Here is a 16,887-nt window from a genome sequence, read left to right on the forward strand (position 1 = left end):
TTTTTAGAATTTTACATTGGGAACCGCTCTTTCAGTTACGTTTTCCAGTTCAAAGAAAGGAGATTTGGTAAACTTGTACAGGTTCGCAATGATATTACTCGGGAAAGTAGCGACCAGAATATTGTTTTCCCGAACGGTTCCATTATAATATCTTCTCGATTTTTCAATGTCGCCTTCCAAAGTAGAAAGTTCGCCCTGAAGTTGCAGGAAATTGGTATTTGCCTTTAAGTCCGGATATTGTTCTGCAACGGCGTTCAAAGTCATCATCGCCTGGTTAAGGTTTTTCTCAGCCGCTTCTTTTTCCTCAACGGAATTTGCAGCCATGGCGGCGGCTCTCGCTCTCGTCACACTGTCAAAGGTTTCTCTCTCGTGCGTGGCATAACCTTTCACCGTTTCTACCAAATTTGGGATTAAATCGTATCTTTTTTTCAGCATCACATCGATACTGCTCCATGCTTCATCAACCATCGTACGCAACTTTACCAATTGATTGTAGATAGATACTCCATAGAATAAAGCTACAGCGCAAAAAGCTAGAATAATTAAAATAGCATTCATAATTTTAAAGTTTTTTGGTATTAATTTTTTTTAAATAGATTTCACAGATGTTCCAGGCAATCAGTTGCACGATGAAACAAATGTAACGGAAAGTTACAAATATTTAACATTACTTATACGGCCGCTGAAAAAAAAACTATCTTTGCAAAAATTTTTGGGCTCGAAAAGTTCGAGTAACCCATTAATAATGTCATTATTAAACAAAATTTTATGTCGAATATCGTCGCCATAGTTGGACGTCCCAACGTAGGAAAATCCACCCTTTTTAACCGTTTTCTCGAAAGAAGAGAAGCTATCGTAGATTCAACAGCCGGAGTTACCAGAGACCGTCATTACGGAAAATCTGACTGGAACGGAGTTGAATTTACCGTTATCGATACCGGTGGTTACGAAGTGGATACTGAAGATGCATTTCAAGGAGAAATTATCAAACAGGTTGAATTAGCCGTTGATGAAGCTACATCAATTATCTTCATGCTTAATGTTGCTGAAGGGTTAACAGATACCGATATTGAAATTCATGAAATGTTACGCCGTTCTAATAAACCGGTTTATATTGTGGTTAACAAAGCGGATTCTGCAAAAGAAGAATTGGCCGCAACTGAATTCTATCAGTTAGGAATTCCAAAATATTATACCATGTCTTCTGCAACAGGTTCCGGAACCGGAGAGTTGCTGGATGATATCGTAAAAGATTTCCCGACTACTGAATATAAAGATCCTTTCGAAGGTTTACCAAAAATTACAATTGCAGGAAGACCAAACGTAGGAAAATCCACTTTAACCAACGCTCTTTTAGACAAGGAACAGAATATTGTAACTGATGTAGCGGGAACAACGCGGGATTCTATCCAGACTTTATATAATAAATTCGGGCACGAATTTGTTTTGGTTGATACCGCAGGAATGCGACGTAAAGCCAAAGTAAAAGAAGATTTAGAATTTTATTCAGTGATGCGTGCTGTTCGTTCCATAGAATATTCTGATATCGTAATTATTATGGTTGATGCCACTTTAGGTTGGGAATCTCAGGATATGAATATTTTCGGACTGGCTCAGAAAAATAGAAAAGGAATCGTAATCGTGGTCAATAAATGGGATTTGGTGGAAAAAGAAACCAATACCACCCGTGACTTCGAAGCGAGAATTAAAGAAAAAATCGGTCAGTTTACCGATATTCCAATTCTTTTTGTATCCGCTTTAACGAAACAGAGGATTCTGAAAACTGTTGAAGTTGCGATGGAAGTTTACCAAAACAGAGCGAAGAAAATTAAAACTTCAAAATTAAATGAAGTAATGCTTCCTGTTTTTGAAGCAACACCGCCGCCGGCACTGAAAGGGAAATATGTGAAGATCAAATATTGTGTACAGCTGCCTACGCCGAGTCCACAGTTTGTGTTTTTCTGTAATTTGCCACAATATGTGAAGGAAGCTTACAAAAGATTTGCTGAAAATCAACTTCGAAAACATTTCGGTTTCACCGGTGTTCCTATTGAAGTTTACTTCAGACAAAAATAAATTGATTTGATGATGTGTCGATTTGTTAATTTGCTGATTTAATTATTAAACATAAACAAATGGAAAAAAGAAATGAAATTTTGGAATTGAGTATTCAGTTTGCATTAGACATTATCGAATTTACTGAAATTCTTGAGAGTAAAAGAAAATTTGTAATTGCTAATCAATTGTTGAAATCAGGAACATCTGTGGGCGCAAATATTTTCGAATCTCAAAGTGCAGAAAGCAGAGCAGATTTTATTCACAAATTAAAAATAGCAGATAAAGAAGCAAAAGAAACAGAATATTGGCTTTTGCTCTGTGAAAAATCATCAGGCTATCCTTTTAATGAAGACTTGAAAATAAAATTACTCAGTATTCAGAAGCTTTTGTCAAAAATTATATCGACTTCAAAAATTAATAAATAAGATCGTATTAATCGCCACATCATCACATCAACAAATCATCACATCAATATTATGATTACTGTCCTTTCAGATCAATTTTCTCTTATTAATACTTGGATCAATGAACTTCGAAATGTAGAAATTCAAAATGACCGACTCCGCTTCCGTCGAAATATGGAAAGAATTGGAGAAATTGCCGCCTTTGAAATCAGCAAAGGGTTGGAACAAAAGGAAATCGAAATTACCACACCTTTAGACAAAATTAAATCCCAGGAAGTTGCCGTACAACCTGTAATTACAACGATTTTAAGAGCAGGTGTTCCTTTGTTTCAGGGGATTTTAAATTATCTGGATAAGGCAGATTGCGGTTTCGTAGCAGCATATCGAAAACATGATGCGAACGATTATTTCTCCATCAAACAGGATTATCTCACCTGTCCGAGTATCGACGGCAGGCCCTTAATCGTCGCAGATCCGATGTTGGCTACCGGCGCAAGCTTAATTGAAGCCATCAAAGATTTATTGAATCATGGAAAACCGACACAACTCCATATTGTAGCAGCAATCGCTTCACAACAAGGCGTTGATACCATTCAGAAAGAATTTCCGGAAGCGAAAATATGGGTAGGCGTTATCGACGAAAAGTTGACCTCAAAAGGCTATATTACGCCAGGTTTGGGAGATGCCGGCGATTTGTCCTACGGTGAAAAATTACAGAGATAAAAAATCATAACATACAAAAAACAATAATCCTTCTCTTTTCGAGGAGGATTTTTTTAATCCATCGCCATTACCAAAACGCTCACTTTATTATCTCCGGCTTTTAAAATTTCCCACGCAACGGCGCTCATCGTATTCCCGGTTGTGAAAACATCGTCGATCACTAATATATGGTGATTGGAAATGTTTCTGGTAATTGAAAAAAGGTTTTCATTGAAATTTCTTTGCTCTTTTTTCTTCTTTGCCTGAGCTTTCTTGTAGAAATTTCTTTTAATTAAAGTGTGTTCACAAGGGATTTTAAGATTTTTTGAAAGTTCATCTGCAAACAAATGCAGTTGATTGTAGCCGCGTTCTTTTAATTTTTTTGGATGAAGGGGAACAGTCACTAAAAGATCGGGTTTTGAATGCGAAAAATCTAATTTTTCAGCCGTCCAGTTGGCAATGATTTTTCCGATTTTCTCCCGGCGGCCATATTTTAACTGATGGATGATTTTTTGACTTGTACTTTGCCGCTCAAACTGCATTAATGCAAAAGCGTTCTCGATCGGGAAAAGCAAACGGCATTTTTCTGTCAGAAGATTGCTTTCTGAAATATGGTGATGGGTAAAATTGATTTGATTAAAACACAGTTCGCAAACCACTTCCTCCGGGTGGATAATTCGCTTACATTCCAGACAGCGGTTCGGGAAAAGTAAGTCCACTAAAAACATACTCCAGTTGTTTAGTGAAAGTTACAAATTAATTTTTAATGAAAAATGAAGAAATTGATTGAGAATTATTACTGGATGATTAGAGTTTAATTATTGAAAGCCATTGTTTAAAAACCACATAGTCACAAAGAATTTCTGAAAAATACTCTATTAAATTTAAGTCCATAAAGTAAAAATGTATAGATCTTTTACTTGGATAATAGCACAGAAACTTTTGTGGTTGAAAAAAGTACGGCTTTTTTGTCCTAAAGCATTTGCTTCCGAATCTGCTGGATAGACTTTTTCATATTTTCATTAAAAATTTCCTTTTCTAATCTCAAAGGCGGTGCCTGCCTTACTTCACAGTCAGAAATACTGCAGAATTCACACGTTACACCGACATTAACTGTTTTGATCTGATCGCTTTTTGCAAATTTAATTTTCTTTAAAGAAGCTGAATTTAACAAGATTCCAATGCAATAACTTCTGTTCGTTCCATCAGAAAAAGGGTTTTTCTGCGACGTGGAAATCACAAGATAGGTTAAGCCGGTATCTTTATAATGAGAAATTTGTGCGTCGGTGAGCTTTTCATTTTCTTTTAGATTGCTCATGTTTTTCACCGCAATCCAGCGTCTGCAATAATGTTCACTTGTCGCGTTTGCATGCGGAGCCTGTTGCTGATTCAGATGAAGTTCTTTTAAAATCTGAATTTTATCTGAATTTTTCTTTTTGGTAAAACAGAGATAAAACAAATCTTTAATCCCGAATTCTTGTGGTAAAATATTGGTCAGCCGGTAATAAAATGTCTCCGGTGAATTGGTGAATTCTTCAGTTAAATTTTCAAAAAGGGCAGGCTTCCATTCCTGATTTTCAAAGAAACTGCTTAATTTCTGAGTTAATGTTTCTTTTCGAATCAATAAACATCCGGCGAAATAGGCAGCGTAATAATTGCTTAGAAGTTCTTCAAAACTTGTAAAATCCAGCCAGGAATAAGTGTTTGGCCGGGGATTGATATTCAAAATATTAAAACCGATTTCTTTTGCGAGAATAAAAATTTTCTGATCTTCATCTAAAAGTTCATTCAGTAAAAGTAGTTTTTTTTCCGGGATAAAAAGAGAACGCAATTTTCCGGAAGCACCATATTGTTCCAAATCGAGTGACCGGATTTCGTACTGAAACTGCCGCTCTAAAATCTGCCGGAATTCAACAGAACTGGGTTTTTCTGAAAGTTTATTGTCTAAAATGTAATCCTTTGCTTTCTCTTCGATTTCAGGGAAATAATTGTCGTACAATTCCTGAAAACTTCTGATGACGGCGAAATAAAAACGCTCTTTACTGAGATTGTAATTCTTCGCAATTTCAATTAAAGTATTGATGAAAGCGGTCACTTTTTTCGGTGCCTCACTGATGATACTGATGAGGTTGTTTTTGTTGATGCCAAAAAGGTCGAGCGGAATTTCTTTAAAAAAATCGGACTGTATAATTTCAGCGATTGGCGCTAAACTTTTGTCCAGTTTGGTAGAGACCAAATCGTCGTAAGTGCAATGTAGTGAAGTTGCAAGCTGTGAAATTTTATCATGTTTCGGGTACTTTTTGCCGTTTTCTATTTCATTTAAATACGATTTGGAAACTCCTGTTAAAGTCGCCAGATCCTGTAAAGAAAAACCTTTCTTTTGACGGAACTGTTTCATTTTCAGTCCAAAAACGGTTTTTATAAAATCACTGTCACTTGCCATTAATTATAAATTAATTTATATTATTTCTAAATAGATGTAGAATCCGATGAATACAAAGATAAATAAAATAAAGCGATTGTTCGCATAATTTATGTTTGGTATATTTAGCGAACGTTCGCTATTTGTGAAGGTTTTTTATTTAAGTTTGCAGTATTAAATCTTTAAAGTGTAAACAAATGGAAACGGCAACACAATTTCAGATCGTCCCTCAGGAAGAGTACAGCGACATTTTCACTTCTGAATTATTGGTCTTTTTGGCGGAACTTCATGTTAATTTCAACAATAGAAGAACTGCTCTTCTTCAGTCAAGAAAATTGAAGCAAATCGAATTCGATCACCGCCAGCTTCCAAAATTTTTAGCAGAAACAGAGGAAATCAGAAACGGGAAGTGGAGTTGTAATCCTTTGCCAACAGATTTACTCGACAGAAGAGTGGAGATTACCGGACCGGTTGAACGAAAAATGGTGATCAATGCTTTGAATTCAGGCGCTTCCGCTTTCATGGCAGATTTTGAAGACAGCAATTCGCCGACTTGGGAAAATTGTATGGAAGGACAAAGAAATCTTTCCGATGCCGTCAACAGAACCATCAGTTTCGAAAGTGAAAACGGTAAAAAATATGAATTGGGCGAAAACGCAGCCACGCTTTTGGTTCGCCCCCGTGGTCTTCATTTAGAAGAAAAAAATATTAAAATCAATGGTGAAAGAACTTCCGGTTCTTTAATCGATTTTGGAATTTATTTCTTTAGAAATGCTGAAAGATTAATTGAAAATGGAAGTGGACCTTATTTTTATTTGCCAAAATTGGAACATTATAATGAAGCAAAATGGTGGAATGATGTTTTTAAATTTTCACAGGATTATCTAGGAATCCCGCAGGGTACCATTAAAGCAACAGTTCTCATTGAAACCATTACCGCCGCTTTCCAACTGGATGAAATTTTATTTGAATTAAAAGAACACAGTTCCGGCCTCAATTGCGGACGGTGGGATTATATTTTCTCTTACATTAAAAAGTTTCGGAATCTTCCCGAATTTTTAGTTCCCGACAGGGATCAAGTGACCATGACTTCGCCTTTTATGAGTGCTTATTCCAAAAGAGTGATTCAGGTTTGTCATAGAAGAAATGTTCACGCGATGGGCGGAATGGCGGCGCAAATTCCCGTGAAAAATAACGAAAAAGAAAACGAAATCGCTTATGCGAAAGTCCGCGCGGATAAAGAACGCGAAGTGAAAAATGGTCATGACGGAACGTGGGTCGCCCATCCGGGATTGGTTTCGGTTGCAAAAAAAATCTTTGATGAATTCATGCCGATGCCAAATCAGATCGGTAAAAAATTCGAAGACTACCATATTTCCGAAGAAAATCTACTCGAAATTCCAAAAGGGACCATTACTGAAAATGGCGTTCGGAAAAATATTAATGTCGGAATTCTCTACATCGAATCTTGGTTAATGGGCATTGGCGCTGCTGCTTTGTATAATTTAATGGAAGATGCGGCAACTGCAGAAATATCCCGAACCCAAATTTGGCAATGGCTGAAAAATGAAGCAAAATTAGAAGACGGCCGAACATTAATGCCCGAAATGGTTTTGCACTGGCAGGAAGAGGAATTGGAGAAAATCAAAAATTATGTCGGTGAAGAACGGTTCAGAAGTGGAAAGTTTGAACTCGCTACCGAACTTTTTGATGACCTTGTTCTCAATGATAATTTCGAAGAATTCCTGACTTTGAAAGCGTATCAGTTTATTTAAGAGCCTATAGTGATGAATGGTGAATAGTGAATGCTCAATGGTCAATAGTGAATAGTGAATAGTGAATTTTACTTTGTAACGTTTATAACGAGATTAAAAAATACCATTGTTAAGCGAAGTGGCTTTGCGCCTTTAAAAGCAGCATGAAAAACATAATGTATGTAAAGGAAACTTTGCGTCTTTGCGTTAAAAATAAAAACAACAAATCCAAAAACAAATCGATATGAACAAGCAAGAACAAATCCAGCAACTGGAAAAAGAATGGTTGGAAAGCCCAAGATGGAATGGTATAAAAAGACCGTATTCCGCAGAAAAAGTATTGAAACTCAGAGGGTCTTATCAACTCGATTATACCATCGCCAAATTGATGTCGGAGAAATTATGGGAGAAATTAAATAATCAGGATTTTGTGGCAGGATTAGGTGCTTTAACCGGAAATCAAGCGGTACAGGAAGTTGATGCCGGTTTGGAAGCGATTTATCTTTCTGGTTGGCAGGTTGCTGCCGATGCGAATTTGAGCGGGGAAATGTATCCGGATCAAAGCTTATATCCAGCGAATTCTGTTCCGTCTGTGGTGAAAAGAATCAATAATGCTTTATTGCGTGCAGATCAAATTCAGTCTGTAAATGAAGTGGATGAAGAGAACTGCAAAGAATATCTGGTTCCGATCGTTGCTGATGCAGAAGCTGGTTTTGGTGGTAATTTGAATGCTTTTGAACTGATGAAGCAAATGATTGAAGCCGGTGCGGCCGGAGTTCATTTCGAAGACCAATTGTCTTCAGCAAAAAAATGTGGACATTTAGGTGGGAAAGTTCTGGTGCCGACTCAGGAAGCGGTAAATAAACTCATTGCGGCGCGCCTGGCTGCTGATGTTTGTGGTGTTCCAACACTTTTGGTAGCCAGAACCGATGCTGATGCGGCGGATTTGTTAACCTCGGATATCGACGAAAGAGACCGGAAATTCGTGACAGGCAAAAGAACACCTGAAGGTTTCTATGAAGTGAAAAACGGAGTAGAGCAGGGAATCGACAGAGGTTTGGCTTATGCGCCTTACGCTGATTTGATCTGGATGGAAACTTCAAATCCCGATTTAGCGTACGCCAGAAAATTCGCTGAAGGGATTCACGCAAAATTCCCGGAAAAAATGCTCGCTTACAACTGTTCCCCTTCTTTCAACTGGGCTGCAAAATTATCCGTTCCCGAAATGGAAACGTTCCGCGAAGAATTGGCCGCGATGGGTTATAAATTCCAGTTCATCACTTTGGCGGGTTTCCATGCTTTAAATACCTCCATGTTCGAGTTGGCTTTGGCTTATAAAGAAAGAGGAATGGCAGGCTACAGCGAATTACAGGAAAGAGAATTTGCACTTCAATCGAAAGGTTTCCGCGCCGTAAAACATCAGAATTTCGTCGGAACTTCTTATTTTGACGAAGTGCAAACCGTAGTTACCGATGGAAATTCATCTACAACGGCTTTGGCTGGATCAACTGAAACTGAGCAATTTCATTGATTGATAAAAACACTGCATTTTTAGACCTGAGATGGGAGACTTGCTGACTCAAAAATCGTCTCATGTCTCCTTTCGAAGAATTTCAATTCTCATTTATTTTAAGAAAGTCCTCTCCATTTTTCGGGGAGGATTTTGTGAGGTGTCTTCCCGGAAGGTTGGTTTATTGCCGCTAATTAAAATTGTAATGAATTAAATTTTTAGAGTCTTTGCATTAAAAACAATATTCAGCACACTTTTTTATTATTTCTAAAAAGCTTAAACTTTCATTATCTTTGCGCCATGATACGCATTACCAAAATTTTCACGTTCGAAACCGCCCACGTTCTCTACAATTACGACGGCAAATGCAAAAATATGCACGGACATTCCTACAAACTTTTTGTTACGGTAAAAGGAAATCCAATCAATGATTTAGACCATCCAAAAAACGGAATGGTCGTAGATTTTGGAGACATTAAAAAAATCGTAAAATCACAGATTATCGATGTTTGGGATCATGCGGTGATGCTCAATGGTATTTCGCCACACAAACAATTGGGTGAGGATCTGGAGGGAAAAGGTCATAAAGTGATTTATTGCGGTTACCAGCCGACGTGTGAAAATATGCTTTACGATATCGCAGACAAAATAAAAAAACAACTTCCCGAAGCCGTATCTCTGGCTTATCTTAAACTGCACGAAACCGAAAACTCTTACGGAGAATGGTTTGCAGAAGATCAAGTTTAATCTGAAAATGCACTATTTTGAAAATGCACTAAATTTGCAAAATTCGGATCATTCGAAAGATATTATGAAAATCAATTTAGAACAAAATAAAAAAATCTATTTCGCTTCTGATCAGCATTTTGGTGCACCAACTCCGAAAGAAAGTAAGGTTCGCGAGGAGAAATTTATCCGCTGGCTCGACGAAATTAAAGCAGATGCCCAGGTTTTATTCCTCATGGGAGATTTGTTTGATTTCTGGCACGAATGGAATCACGTTATTCCGAAAGGATATGTCCGGGTTTTAGGGAAATTGGCCGAATTAAAAGATTCAGGAATTGAACTGTTCATGTTCGTCGGCAATCACGATTTGTGGATGAAAAATTATTTTGAAGAAGAAATAGGATGTAAAGTTTATTTTGATAAACAGTATTTCGAAATCAACGGAAAGAATTTTCTTCTCGCACACGGCGACGGTTTAGGTCCAGGCGATAAAGGCTATAAAAGAATGAAAAAACTTTTTACCAATCCTTTGGCGCAGTGGGCTTTCAAGTGGTTGCATCCGGATATTGCGATGAAAATAGCCATTTATTTTTCAACAAAAAACAAAATGATTTCCGGGGAGGAAGACAAAGAGTTTCTTGGCGAAGACAAAGAATTTCTGATCATTTATTCCAAAGAAAAACTCAAAGCAGAAGAAATCGATTATTTCGTTTATGGTCACCGGCATTTACCGATGATTCTGGACTTAGAAAACGGCAGCGCCCAATACATCAACCTCGGTGACTGGATTTCTTATTTTACGTATGGGGAATTTCAAACTCACTTTAAATTAAAGTCTTATAAAACTGGAGTCACAGAAGTTTTTATCGGAGATACGACTTCGTAAGATAAAATTCACAACAAATACCTTTTAACAGTTAAAATTTACTATCATCCCAAATATTAAGAATCTCCGTGGTTAAAAATATTTTCAATATCAAGACAGTAACCGATTTCCAACAAAAATGTCTGGAAACTTTCCATTATCAATATCAAAATATCGAGGTTTACAGAAAGTTTGTTGATTATTTAAACATCAAACCGGATGATATTCAGGAAATTGAAAAAATTCCTTTTCTGCCTATTGAAATGTTTAAAAATCACACGATTTTGGATCGAAATAAAAACACCGATTTGTTTTTCCAAAGTTCAGGAACCACGCAGATGAACCTTTCAAAACATTGGATTGCTGACGAAAACCTTTATCAGGAAAGCATTGAGAAAAGTTTCGGGCAGTTTATCGGAAAACCGGAAGATTATATTTTTCTCGGATTATTGCCGAGTTATCTGGAAAAGCAAAATTCTTCCTTAATTTATATGGTCGATTTTCTGATGAAAAAATCAGGAAAACCGGAGAACGGATATTTCCTTTACAATCACGAGGATTTATTTGAATTATTAAATCAACTCTCAAAAGAAAATAAAAAAGTCATTCTGTTCGGCGTTTCTTTTGCGCTTTTAGACTTCCTGGATTTCGCACAAACCAATCATCACACCATCACCTCATCAGATCAGCTCATCATCATCGAAACCGGCGGAATGAAGGGACGAAAAGAGGAAATGACCAAAGATGAACTTTTGAATATCTTTCATAAAGGTTTCGGAACCGACAAAATTTACTCGGAATATTCGATGACCGAATTGCTTTCACAAGCCTATTCCTTAGGCCAGAATATCTACGAAAGTCCCAACTGGATGCGCATTCTCATCAGAAACACCGAAGACCCTTTTTCGTATGTTGAAGACGGAAGAAACGGTGCGATCAATATCATCGACTTGGCCAACCGGCATTCCTGCAGTTTTATTGCGACGCAGGATTTGGGTAGAATTGAGACCAATTCTGAAATTAATTCCGTCAAGAATGACGATGCTATTATTTCCAATCGGTTTCAGGTTTTGGGCCGGATCGACCATTCCGATATTCGCGGTTGCAGTTTGCTGGTTTCTTAATTTTTAAATTTCATGCTGAAAGTAGAAGAGTTAACCTATAATTATATTTCTCAATTTTGTGATTTTGAGAAAGATTTGGTGTTGACGAATCACTTTCATTCCGATTGGGAAGCTGATATTTTAATTATTAATGAGGAAGGATTCAGTCATGAAATCGAAATCAAATTTTCAAAAGCAGACTTTAAAAACGATTTCAAAAAACAATATCAGAATCAGAAAACCAAGGAAAAATTTCTAAAACACGATAAAATTATGTGTGGTGATTATCCTTGTAATCATTTTAGTTTTCTATTACCACAAGGAATGGTTAAAGCTGAAGATATTCCTAAACACTGTGGAATCATCGAGTTTTATCACAATCCAGACTCCTGGAAAACCACTTTTGAAGAAATCAGAAAACCCAAAAACATTCATGAAGAAAAATTCTGGAAATTCTTTGATAGAGATTTAATGCTAAAAATAACGGCGAGAAATCTTTATTTTAAAAAATTGGAAGTGAAAGGGAAATTTGAAGAATTAATTCTGCCACCGAAATTTTCACCGAAAAAGTAAGAAGTAAAATACTTTTCGAAAATCCTTATCTTTACTTAAATTAAAAATAAATGAATTTCAGTAAATTTAAAATTGTTCTTTGGTCTTTAGGGGTTTTGATGGTTATTTTTCTGGGATTTTTCCTGTATCAAATGACACAAAGTCAGAATATCAATTCGGTAATGACGGTATTAATGTTGATTCTGGGACTTATTCTCGGCGGAATTATTGCTTTTTTGGCTTCCAAAAAAATGACGGCTGATCCGGCGGTAATTACAGAAAGCTCGCATACAATTGCTGAAAGTATGCGCAAGGTTTTCAAAGTGGTTTCTGCGGAAGGACATTTTAATGAAATCTACAATTACGAAGAGACGACCAAAATCTTTAATTTTATTCCATCAAAAAAGAAAGCTCTGGTGATTGTTCAGGCCAAAGTTTTGGTGGGTTATGATTTTGAAAAATTTCGGTGGGAAATCGATGAACAGAACCGAAAAGTAAAACTGCTGAATTTTCCGGCGCCGGAAATTCTTTCGACCGAAACGGATTATAAATACTATAATATCGAGGAACAGTTTTTCAATCTTTTCAGCAAAGATGATCTGGCCAAGATTCAACAAAACGGAAAACAGCAAGTCATTGAAGCAGCTAAAAAATCCCATCTCCCGGAAGTGGCAGCAGAACAGATGCGGACTTTACTTACGGAGCTTTTGGCAGCTAAAAATTTTTTCCTGGAAAATGCCAGTGTTATTTCCGACAGCAAAAACCGAATCGATTACCAATCATCTTTACATCAGCAATCAAAAAATAACCTGTTTTTTTGACAGTATTTTGAATTTTAAATTCCTGCTTACCGGAAAATGAAATTATAAGTACTTCATGCTTAAGTTTCACTACTTTTACATTCTTAAAATAGTTAATTATGAAATATTTTTACACCCTCATTCTGGCCTTGATGCTTCCGGTTTTTTCGGTCGCCCAGCAGCAGGAGATTACGTACTCGGTAAACCCGCCGACTTTCAATGAAACGGAAGCAGTTACGGTGACTTTTACTGTAAATGAAACAGCATTTGGAGTCGCATCCTCCCATGCACTCTATCTTTGGGCCTGGTCTTTTGACTCCAATAATTCGCAGGCAGACTGCCCGACAAACGGAACGTGGGCTGCTTCGAATGCTGCCAATAAATTGACCTACGTATCGAGTTCTGGTAATACAGGAACGTATACTTTTACCATGAATACGGTAAAATCCTTTTATGGAAACCGTGCAAATCCCCTGTCTAAAATTGGATTTCTGGTTAAAACGGTAAGTGGATCCGTTCAGTCAAAGGATATTTTGGTGAATGTGGGTAAATTTCAGTTTAATTTAACCAATCCTGTCCAGGGAAGTACCAATGTCGTTGCTTCAGGAACGGTGATTAATATTACAGGAACTTCAACTCTGCCTTCGAACTTTGTAATTAAAGCCAATGGAAATCCGGTGTACACGAGCTCCGCTGCTTCTACAATTTTGAATTTTCCATACACAGTGACGCAGGATGCTGCGATGGAAGTTGTTGCGACCGATGCAGCAACAGGAACAACAGTGGTGAGTAAAACATTTACAGTGGCGCTTTCAATTCCGGTTCAGACTGCGGCGATTCCTTCGTACATGAGACAGGGGATTTCGTATGATCCGGTAGATCCAACTAAAGTAGGTTTGGCAATTTATGCTCCTTTAAAAGCGTATGTTCATGTGATCGGAAGTTTTAATAACTGGGCGGTAAGCGCTAATTATTTAATGAAAAAAGATACGGTAAATCCTGATCTTTATTGGTTGGAAGTTACGGGACTTACGCCGCAGCAGGTTTATACATTCCAGTACAGAACGGCGGACGGAATTAAAGTCGCGGATCCTTATTCAACTTTAGTTTTATCACCGGATGATGATCAATGGATTAACCAGTATGCTAATGTTTACCCCAATCTTCCGGCATATCCTGCAGGACAAAGCTTTGATGTATCTGTAATCCAGACAGCGAAACCGGCTTATAACTGGACGATTACCAATTTTAATAAACCGGCAAAAGAAAACCTAATCGTTTACGAATTATTGGTGAGAGACTTTACCACCGAAAAAACCTGGCAGTCACTGATCAATAAAATATCTTATTTAAAGTCATTGAATATCAATGCGGTGGAATTGATGCCGGTAATGGAATTTGATGGAAATAATTCCTGGGGATACAATACCGGATTTCATTATGCTTTAGATAAAGCATACGGAACGCCGGAGAAATTCAAAGAGTTTATCGATCTGTGTCATCAAAACGGAATTGCCGTAATTCTTGATATTGCCTTAAATCATGCCACCGGAAGAAGTCCTTTGACCAGAATGTGGATGATCGATCCCGATGGGGATGGTTATGGTGATCCTGCGGCCGATAATCCTTATTTCAATCAGGTTGCAAAACATTCTTACAGTGTGTTTAATGACTTTAACCATTCAAGTTCTGCTACTAAATATTATGTGAATCGTGTTCTTGAACAATGGATTAAAGAATATAAAGTAGATGGTTTCCGTTGGGATTTAACAAAAGGGTTTACCCAGGCATGTTCGGCAGGCGATGATGTTTGTACCAATAAATACCAGCAAGATCGGGTGAATATTCTGAAAGCGTATGCCGATAATCAATGGAGTTATGATCCTACATCGTTTATTATTTTCGAACATTTAGGAACCGATTCTGAAGAAGCACAATGGGCAAACTACAAAGTGAATGAAGGAAAAGGCGTGATGATGTGGGACAAAGAAACCACTCCCTACAATGAAAATACAATGGGCTTTGCGCCGAACAGCAACTTCAACAGGGTGAATTATCAGGTGCATGGCTTTACGCAAAGAAGAGCAATGAGTTATGGCGAAAGCCACGATGAAGAAAGACTGATGTATAAAAATATCACTTTCGGTGGATCTGCAGGAACTTACAACGTAAGAGATTTAGCAACTTCCCTTCAAAGACAAAAAGCGTACGGCGCGGTTTTCTTAACAGTTCCGGGACCAAAGATGATTTGGCAGTTTGCGGAATTAGGTTTCGACAAAAGCATTTATACCTGCGAAAACGGTACTGTAAATACAGAAACTGATTCAACTCCGGGAGACTGTAAATTAGATCCAAAACCATCGGCGTTTGGTTTGGCCTATGATCAGGATGCTGCCAGAAAATCAGTGTATGATACGTGGGCGAAAATTTTGGAATTAAGATTATCGAATGACGTTTTCAATACTACAGATTTCAAGGTTGAATCGGGAAACTTAATGCCGAGAATCTTTATCAATAATACTTCGACTGCAAGCGCGTTGAAAAATGTGGTTGTTTTAGCAAACTTCACCTTGACTTCTCAAAACATGGTTCCTGATTTCCCTTATACCGGAAACTGGGTCAATTTAATGGATAACAGTTCGCTTTCTGTAACAAACACCGCAACTCCGGTTACGGTTGAACCGGGAGGTTTCAGGATTTTCGGAAATGCTGCGGCTTTGGGAACAGATGAAGTGATTGGGAATAAAAGTTCAGTTTCTTTAAAATTGATTCAAAATCCGGTAACCAATGGAAATGCAACTGTTCGTTATACCAATGCGAAAAACGGAACCATTGCGATTTATGATCTTGCAGGAGTTTTGGTTAAAACAGTAAAAGCTTCTAAAGATAACGGTGATGACACGATTTCTATCAACGGATTAAAATCCGGGATTTATTTAATTCAGTTGAAATCTGAAAAGGGAGTTGCGGTTACAAAAATGATGGTGAAATAATTTTTTTCAAATATAATTAAGACGGTTCGCAGAATAGGCGAGCCGTTTTTTTTGATAATCCAGTTTGGTTTTGAACTAGATTCAAGCATCGATAGGAAAGGGTTTCAGCCCGTTTACAGAATGATAGAATCAGCCAAAACCTGTAAGATTAATTATTGTTTTTATTAATAATGAAAATCTTTCGGAGTATGTTTAATATAATCTACCAAAACTTTCCGCTGCTGTTCATCTCCCATTTCTACCAGTTTTTGATATTTGGTGGCATTGCGTAAATAGATTTTCTGAGAAATTTGATTTCCTTTCAAAACGATTTTCGGGAAAATTAAAAATGCTTTTGCTGGTTTCGGAATTTGAAGTCTTTCATTAATTTTCTCGTCCAATAAAAACCAGTTCATACTTTGATGCAGATTTTTCAATATTTTTCGTTGAAAGGCATGGGTGTAAATGGTGTTTTCCAAATTTTCATTCAGCAAAGCTTTTGCTAACTGCACCGAATCTTCATCACCTTTATCCTGAAGAGTCGTCCACCAATAAAACTGTTCCACGGCCTGCTGGCGGTTATCCGGCAAAAAGGCCACAGGAATTCCCAGCAGATAACCGATATATTTCCATAGATGAAAAACACCATTTTCTTCTTCCTCCGAAATCAGAATTCCCAATTTTTTTAAGCCCTGCATGAAAACTAAAGAAAAACCGGTATAAGTGGCGATCATATCCCAATGATTGATCGGTTCGCCCCAATTTTCGTCATCCCAATTTTCCGTCTTTTCTTTGATTTTTAAACGGGCGTAAGAATGCATTAGCCGAGTTCTTACAATCCACTGATAAGCTTCTGAATTGGGTTTCAAAGCATTTTCTCTGGTGACATTTACCCAGAATTCCAGGGTGTCTTTCAATCGTTTTACGGCGCCTTTTTTTAAGGCTCCGGTAAAGATTAGAGGTTTACTGATATAGGCGAAATCGTAACCGCCCATCAAAGTGAAATCCCGCAAAATCAT

15 protein-coding genes are annotated in these 16,887 nt (G+C 37.4%); 11 read left to right on the top strand and 4 right to left on the bottom strand.

Annotated features, from left to right (window positions below; translation table 11 throughout):
• Nucleotides 1-3: 3 nt before the first annotated feature.
• The gene (locus NBC122_RS08505; RefSeq protein ID WP_133439964.1) at nt 4-558 is read right to left on the bottom strand and encodes a LemA family protein; all 555 of its coding nucleotides are present in this window, start codon (nt 556-558) and stop codon (nt 4-6) included.
• Between the two features lie 210 nt (nt 559-768).
• Between NBC122_RS08505 and der the strand changes: the two genes are divergently transcribed.
• The 3 genes from der to upp are packed head-to-tail and all read left to right on the top strand — an operon-like array spanning nt 769 to nt 3,185.
• A complete protein-coding gene (der, locus tag NBC122_RS08510; protein WP_133439965.1) occupies nt 769-2,076 on the top strand; it encodes a ribosome biogenesis GTPase Der in 1,308 nt (435 codons plus the stop codon).
• 59 nt (nt 2,077-2,135) lie between these two features.
• Entirely contained in the window at nt 2,136-2,483 is a 348-nt protein-coding gene (locus NBC122_RS08515; protein WP_133439966.1) for a four helix bundle protein, read from the top strand.
• Nucleotides 2,484-2,534: 51 nt separating this feature from the next.
• Nucleotides 2,535-3,185: a uracil phosphoribosyltransferase gene (gene upp, locus NBC122_RS08520; protein WP_133439967.1), complete on the top strand. Its 651-nt coding sequence runs from the start codon at nt 2,535-2,537 to the stop codon at nt 3,183-3,185.
• A 53-nt stretch (nt 3,186-3,238) separates the two neighbouring features.
• Here the strand turns inward: upp and NBC122_RS08525 are convergent, their stop codons facing one another.
• On the bottom strand, nt 3,239-3,892 hold the full coding sequence (locus tag NBC122_RS08525) for a ComF family protein (protein ID WP_133439968.1): 654 nt from the start codon (nt 3,890-3,892) through the stop codon (nt 3,239-3,241).
• A gap of 245 nt (nt 3,893-4,137) precedes the next feature.
• Nucleotides 4,138-5,607 (bottom strand): helix-turn-helix domain-containing protein, encoded by a 1,470-nt coding sequence (locus NBC122_RS08530; RefSeq protein ID WP_133439969.1) that lies wholly within the window; start codon nt 5,605-5,607, stop codon nt 4,138-4,140.
• A 176-nt stretch (nt 5,608-5,783) separates the two neighbouring features.
• On the opposite strand from NBC122_RS08530, the gene aceB reads away from it, so the two are divergent.
• The 8 genes from aceB to NBC122_RS08570 all read left to right on the top strand — a co-directional run bounded on the left by aceB (nt 5,784) and on the right by NBC122_RS08570 (nt 15,889).
• Nucleotides 5,784-7,361 carry a malate synthase A gene (gene aceB / locus NBC122_RS08535; protein ID WP_133439970.1) on the top strand — a complete coding sequence of 526 codons (1,578 nt, stop codon included), beginning with the start codon at nt 5,784-5,786 and terminating at the stop codon, nt 7,359-7,361.
• Nucleotides 7,362-7,584: 223 nt separating this feature from the next.
• Nucleotides 7,585-8,871, top strand: coding sequence for an isocitrate lyase (gene aceA, locus NBC122_RS08540; protein ID WP_133439971.1), 1,287 nt, complete (start codon nt 7,585-7,587; stop codon nt 8,869-8,871).
• 279 nt (nt 8,872-9,150) lie between these two features.
• Nucleotides 9,151-9,597, top strand: a complete 447-nt coding sequence (locus NBC122_RS08545; protein ID WP_133439972.1) for a 6-pyruvoyl trahydropterin synthase family protein — start codon at nt 9,151-9,153, stop codon at nt 9,595-9,597.
• Nucleotides 9,598-9,661: 64 nt separating this feature from the next.
• Nucleotides 9,662-10,462, top strand: a complete 801-nt coding sequence (locus NBC122_RS08550) for a UDP-2,3-diacylglucosamine diphosphatase (protein WP_133439973.1) — start codon at nt 9,662-9,664, stop codon at nt 10,460-10,462.
• Nucleotides 10,463-10,530: 68 nt separating this feature from the next.
• Nucleotides 10,531-11,565, top strand: coding sequence for a LuxE/PaaK family acyltransferase (locus NBC122_RS08555; protein ID WP_133439974.1), 1,035 nt, complete (start codon nt 10,531-10,533; stop codon nt 11,563-11,565).
• A gap of 12 nt (nt 11,566-11,577) precedes the next feature.
• Nucleotides 11,578-12,117 (top strand): hypothetical protein, encoded by a 540-nt coding sequence (locus tag NBC122_RS08560; RefSeq protein WP_133439975.1) that lies wholly within the window; start codon nt 11,578-11,580, stop codon nt 12,115-12,117.
• A 50-nt stretch (nt 12,118-12,167) separates the two neighbouring features.
• Complete coding sequence (locus NBC122_RS08565) at nt 12,168-12,917, top strand: DUF4230 domain-containing protein (RefSeq protein WP_133439976.1); 750 nt, start codon at nt 12,168-12,170, stop codon at nt 12,915-12,917.
• Between the two features lie 98 nt (nt 12,918-13,015).
• Nucleotides 13,016-15,889 (top strand): alpha-amylase family glycosyl hydrolase, encoded by a 2,874-nt coding sequence (locus tag NBC122_RS08570; protein ID WP_133439977.1) that lies wholly within the window; start codon nt 13,016-13,018, stop codon nt 15,887-15,889.
• Nucleotides 15,890-16,053: 164 nt separating this feature from the next.
• Here NBC122_RS08570 and NBC122_RS08575 read toward each other — a convergent pair whose 3' ends face one another.
• Complete coding sequence (locus NBC122_RS08575; RefSeq protein WP_394345894.1) at nt 16,054-16,887, bottom strand: oxygenase MpaB family protein; 834 nt, start codon at nt 16,885-16,887, stop codon at nt 16,054-16,056.

Source organism: Chryseobacterium salivictor, from assembly GCF_004359195.1.
Taxonomy (GTDB): domain Bacteria; phylum Bacteroidota; class Bacteroidia; order Flavobacteriales; family Weeksellaceae; genus Kaistella; species Kaistella salivictor.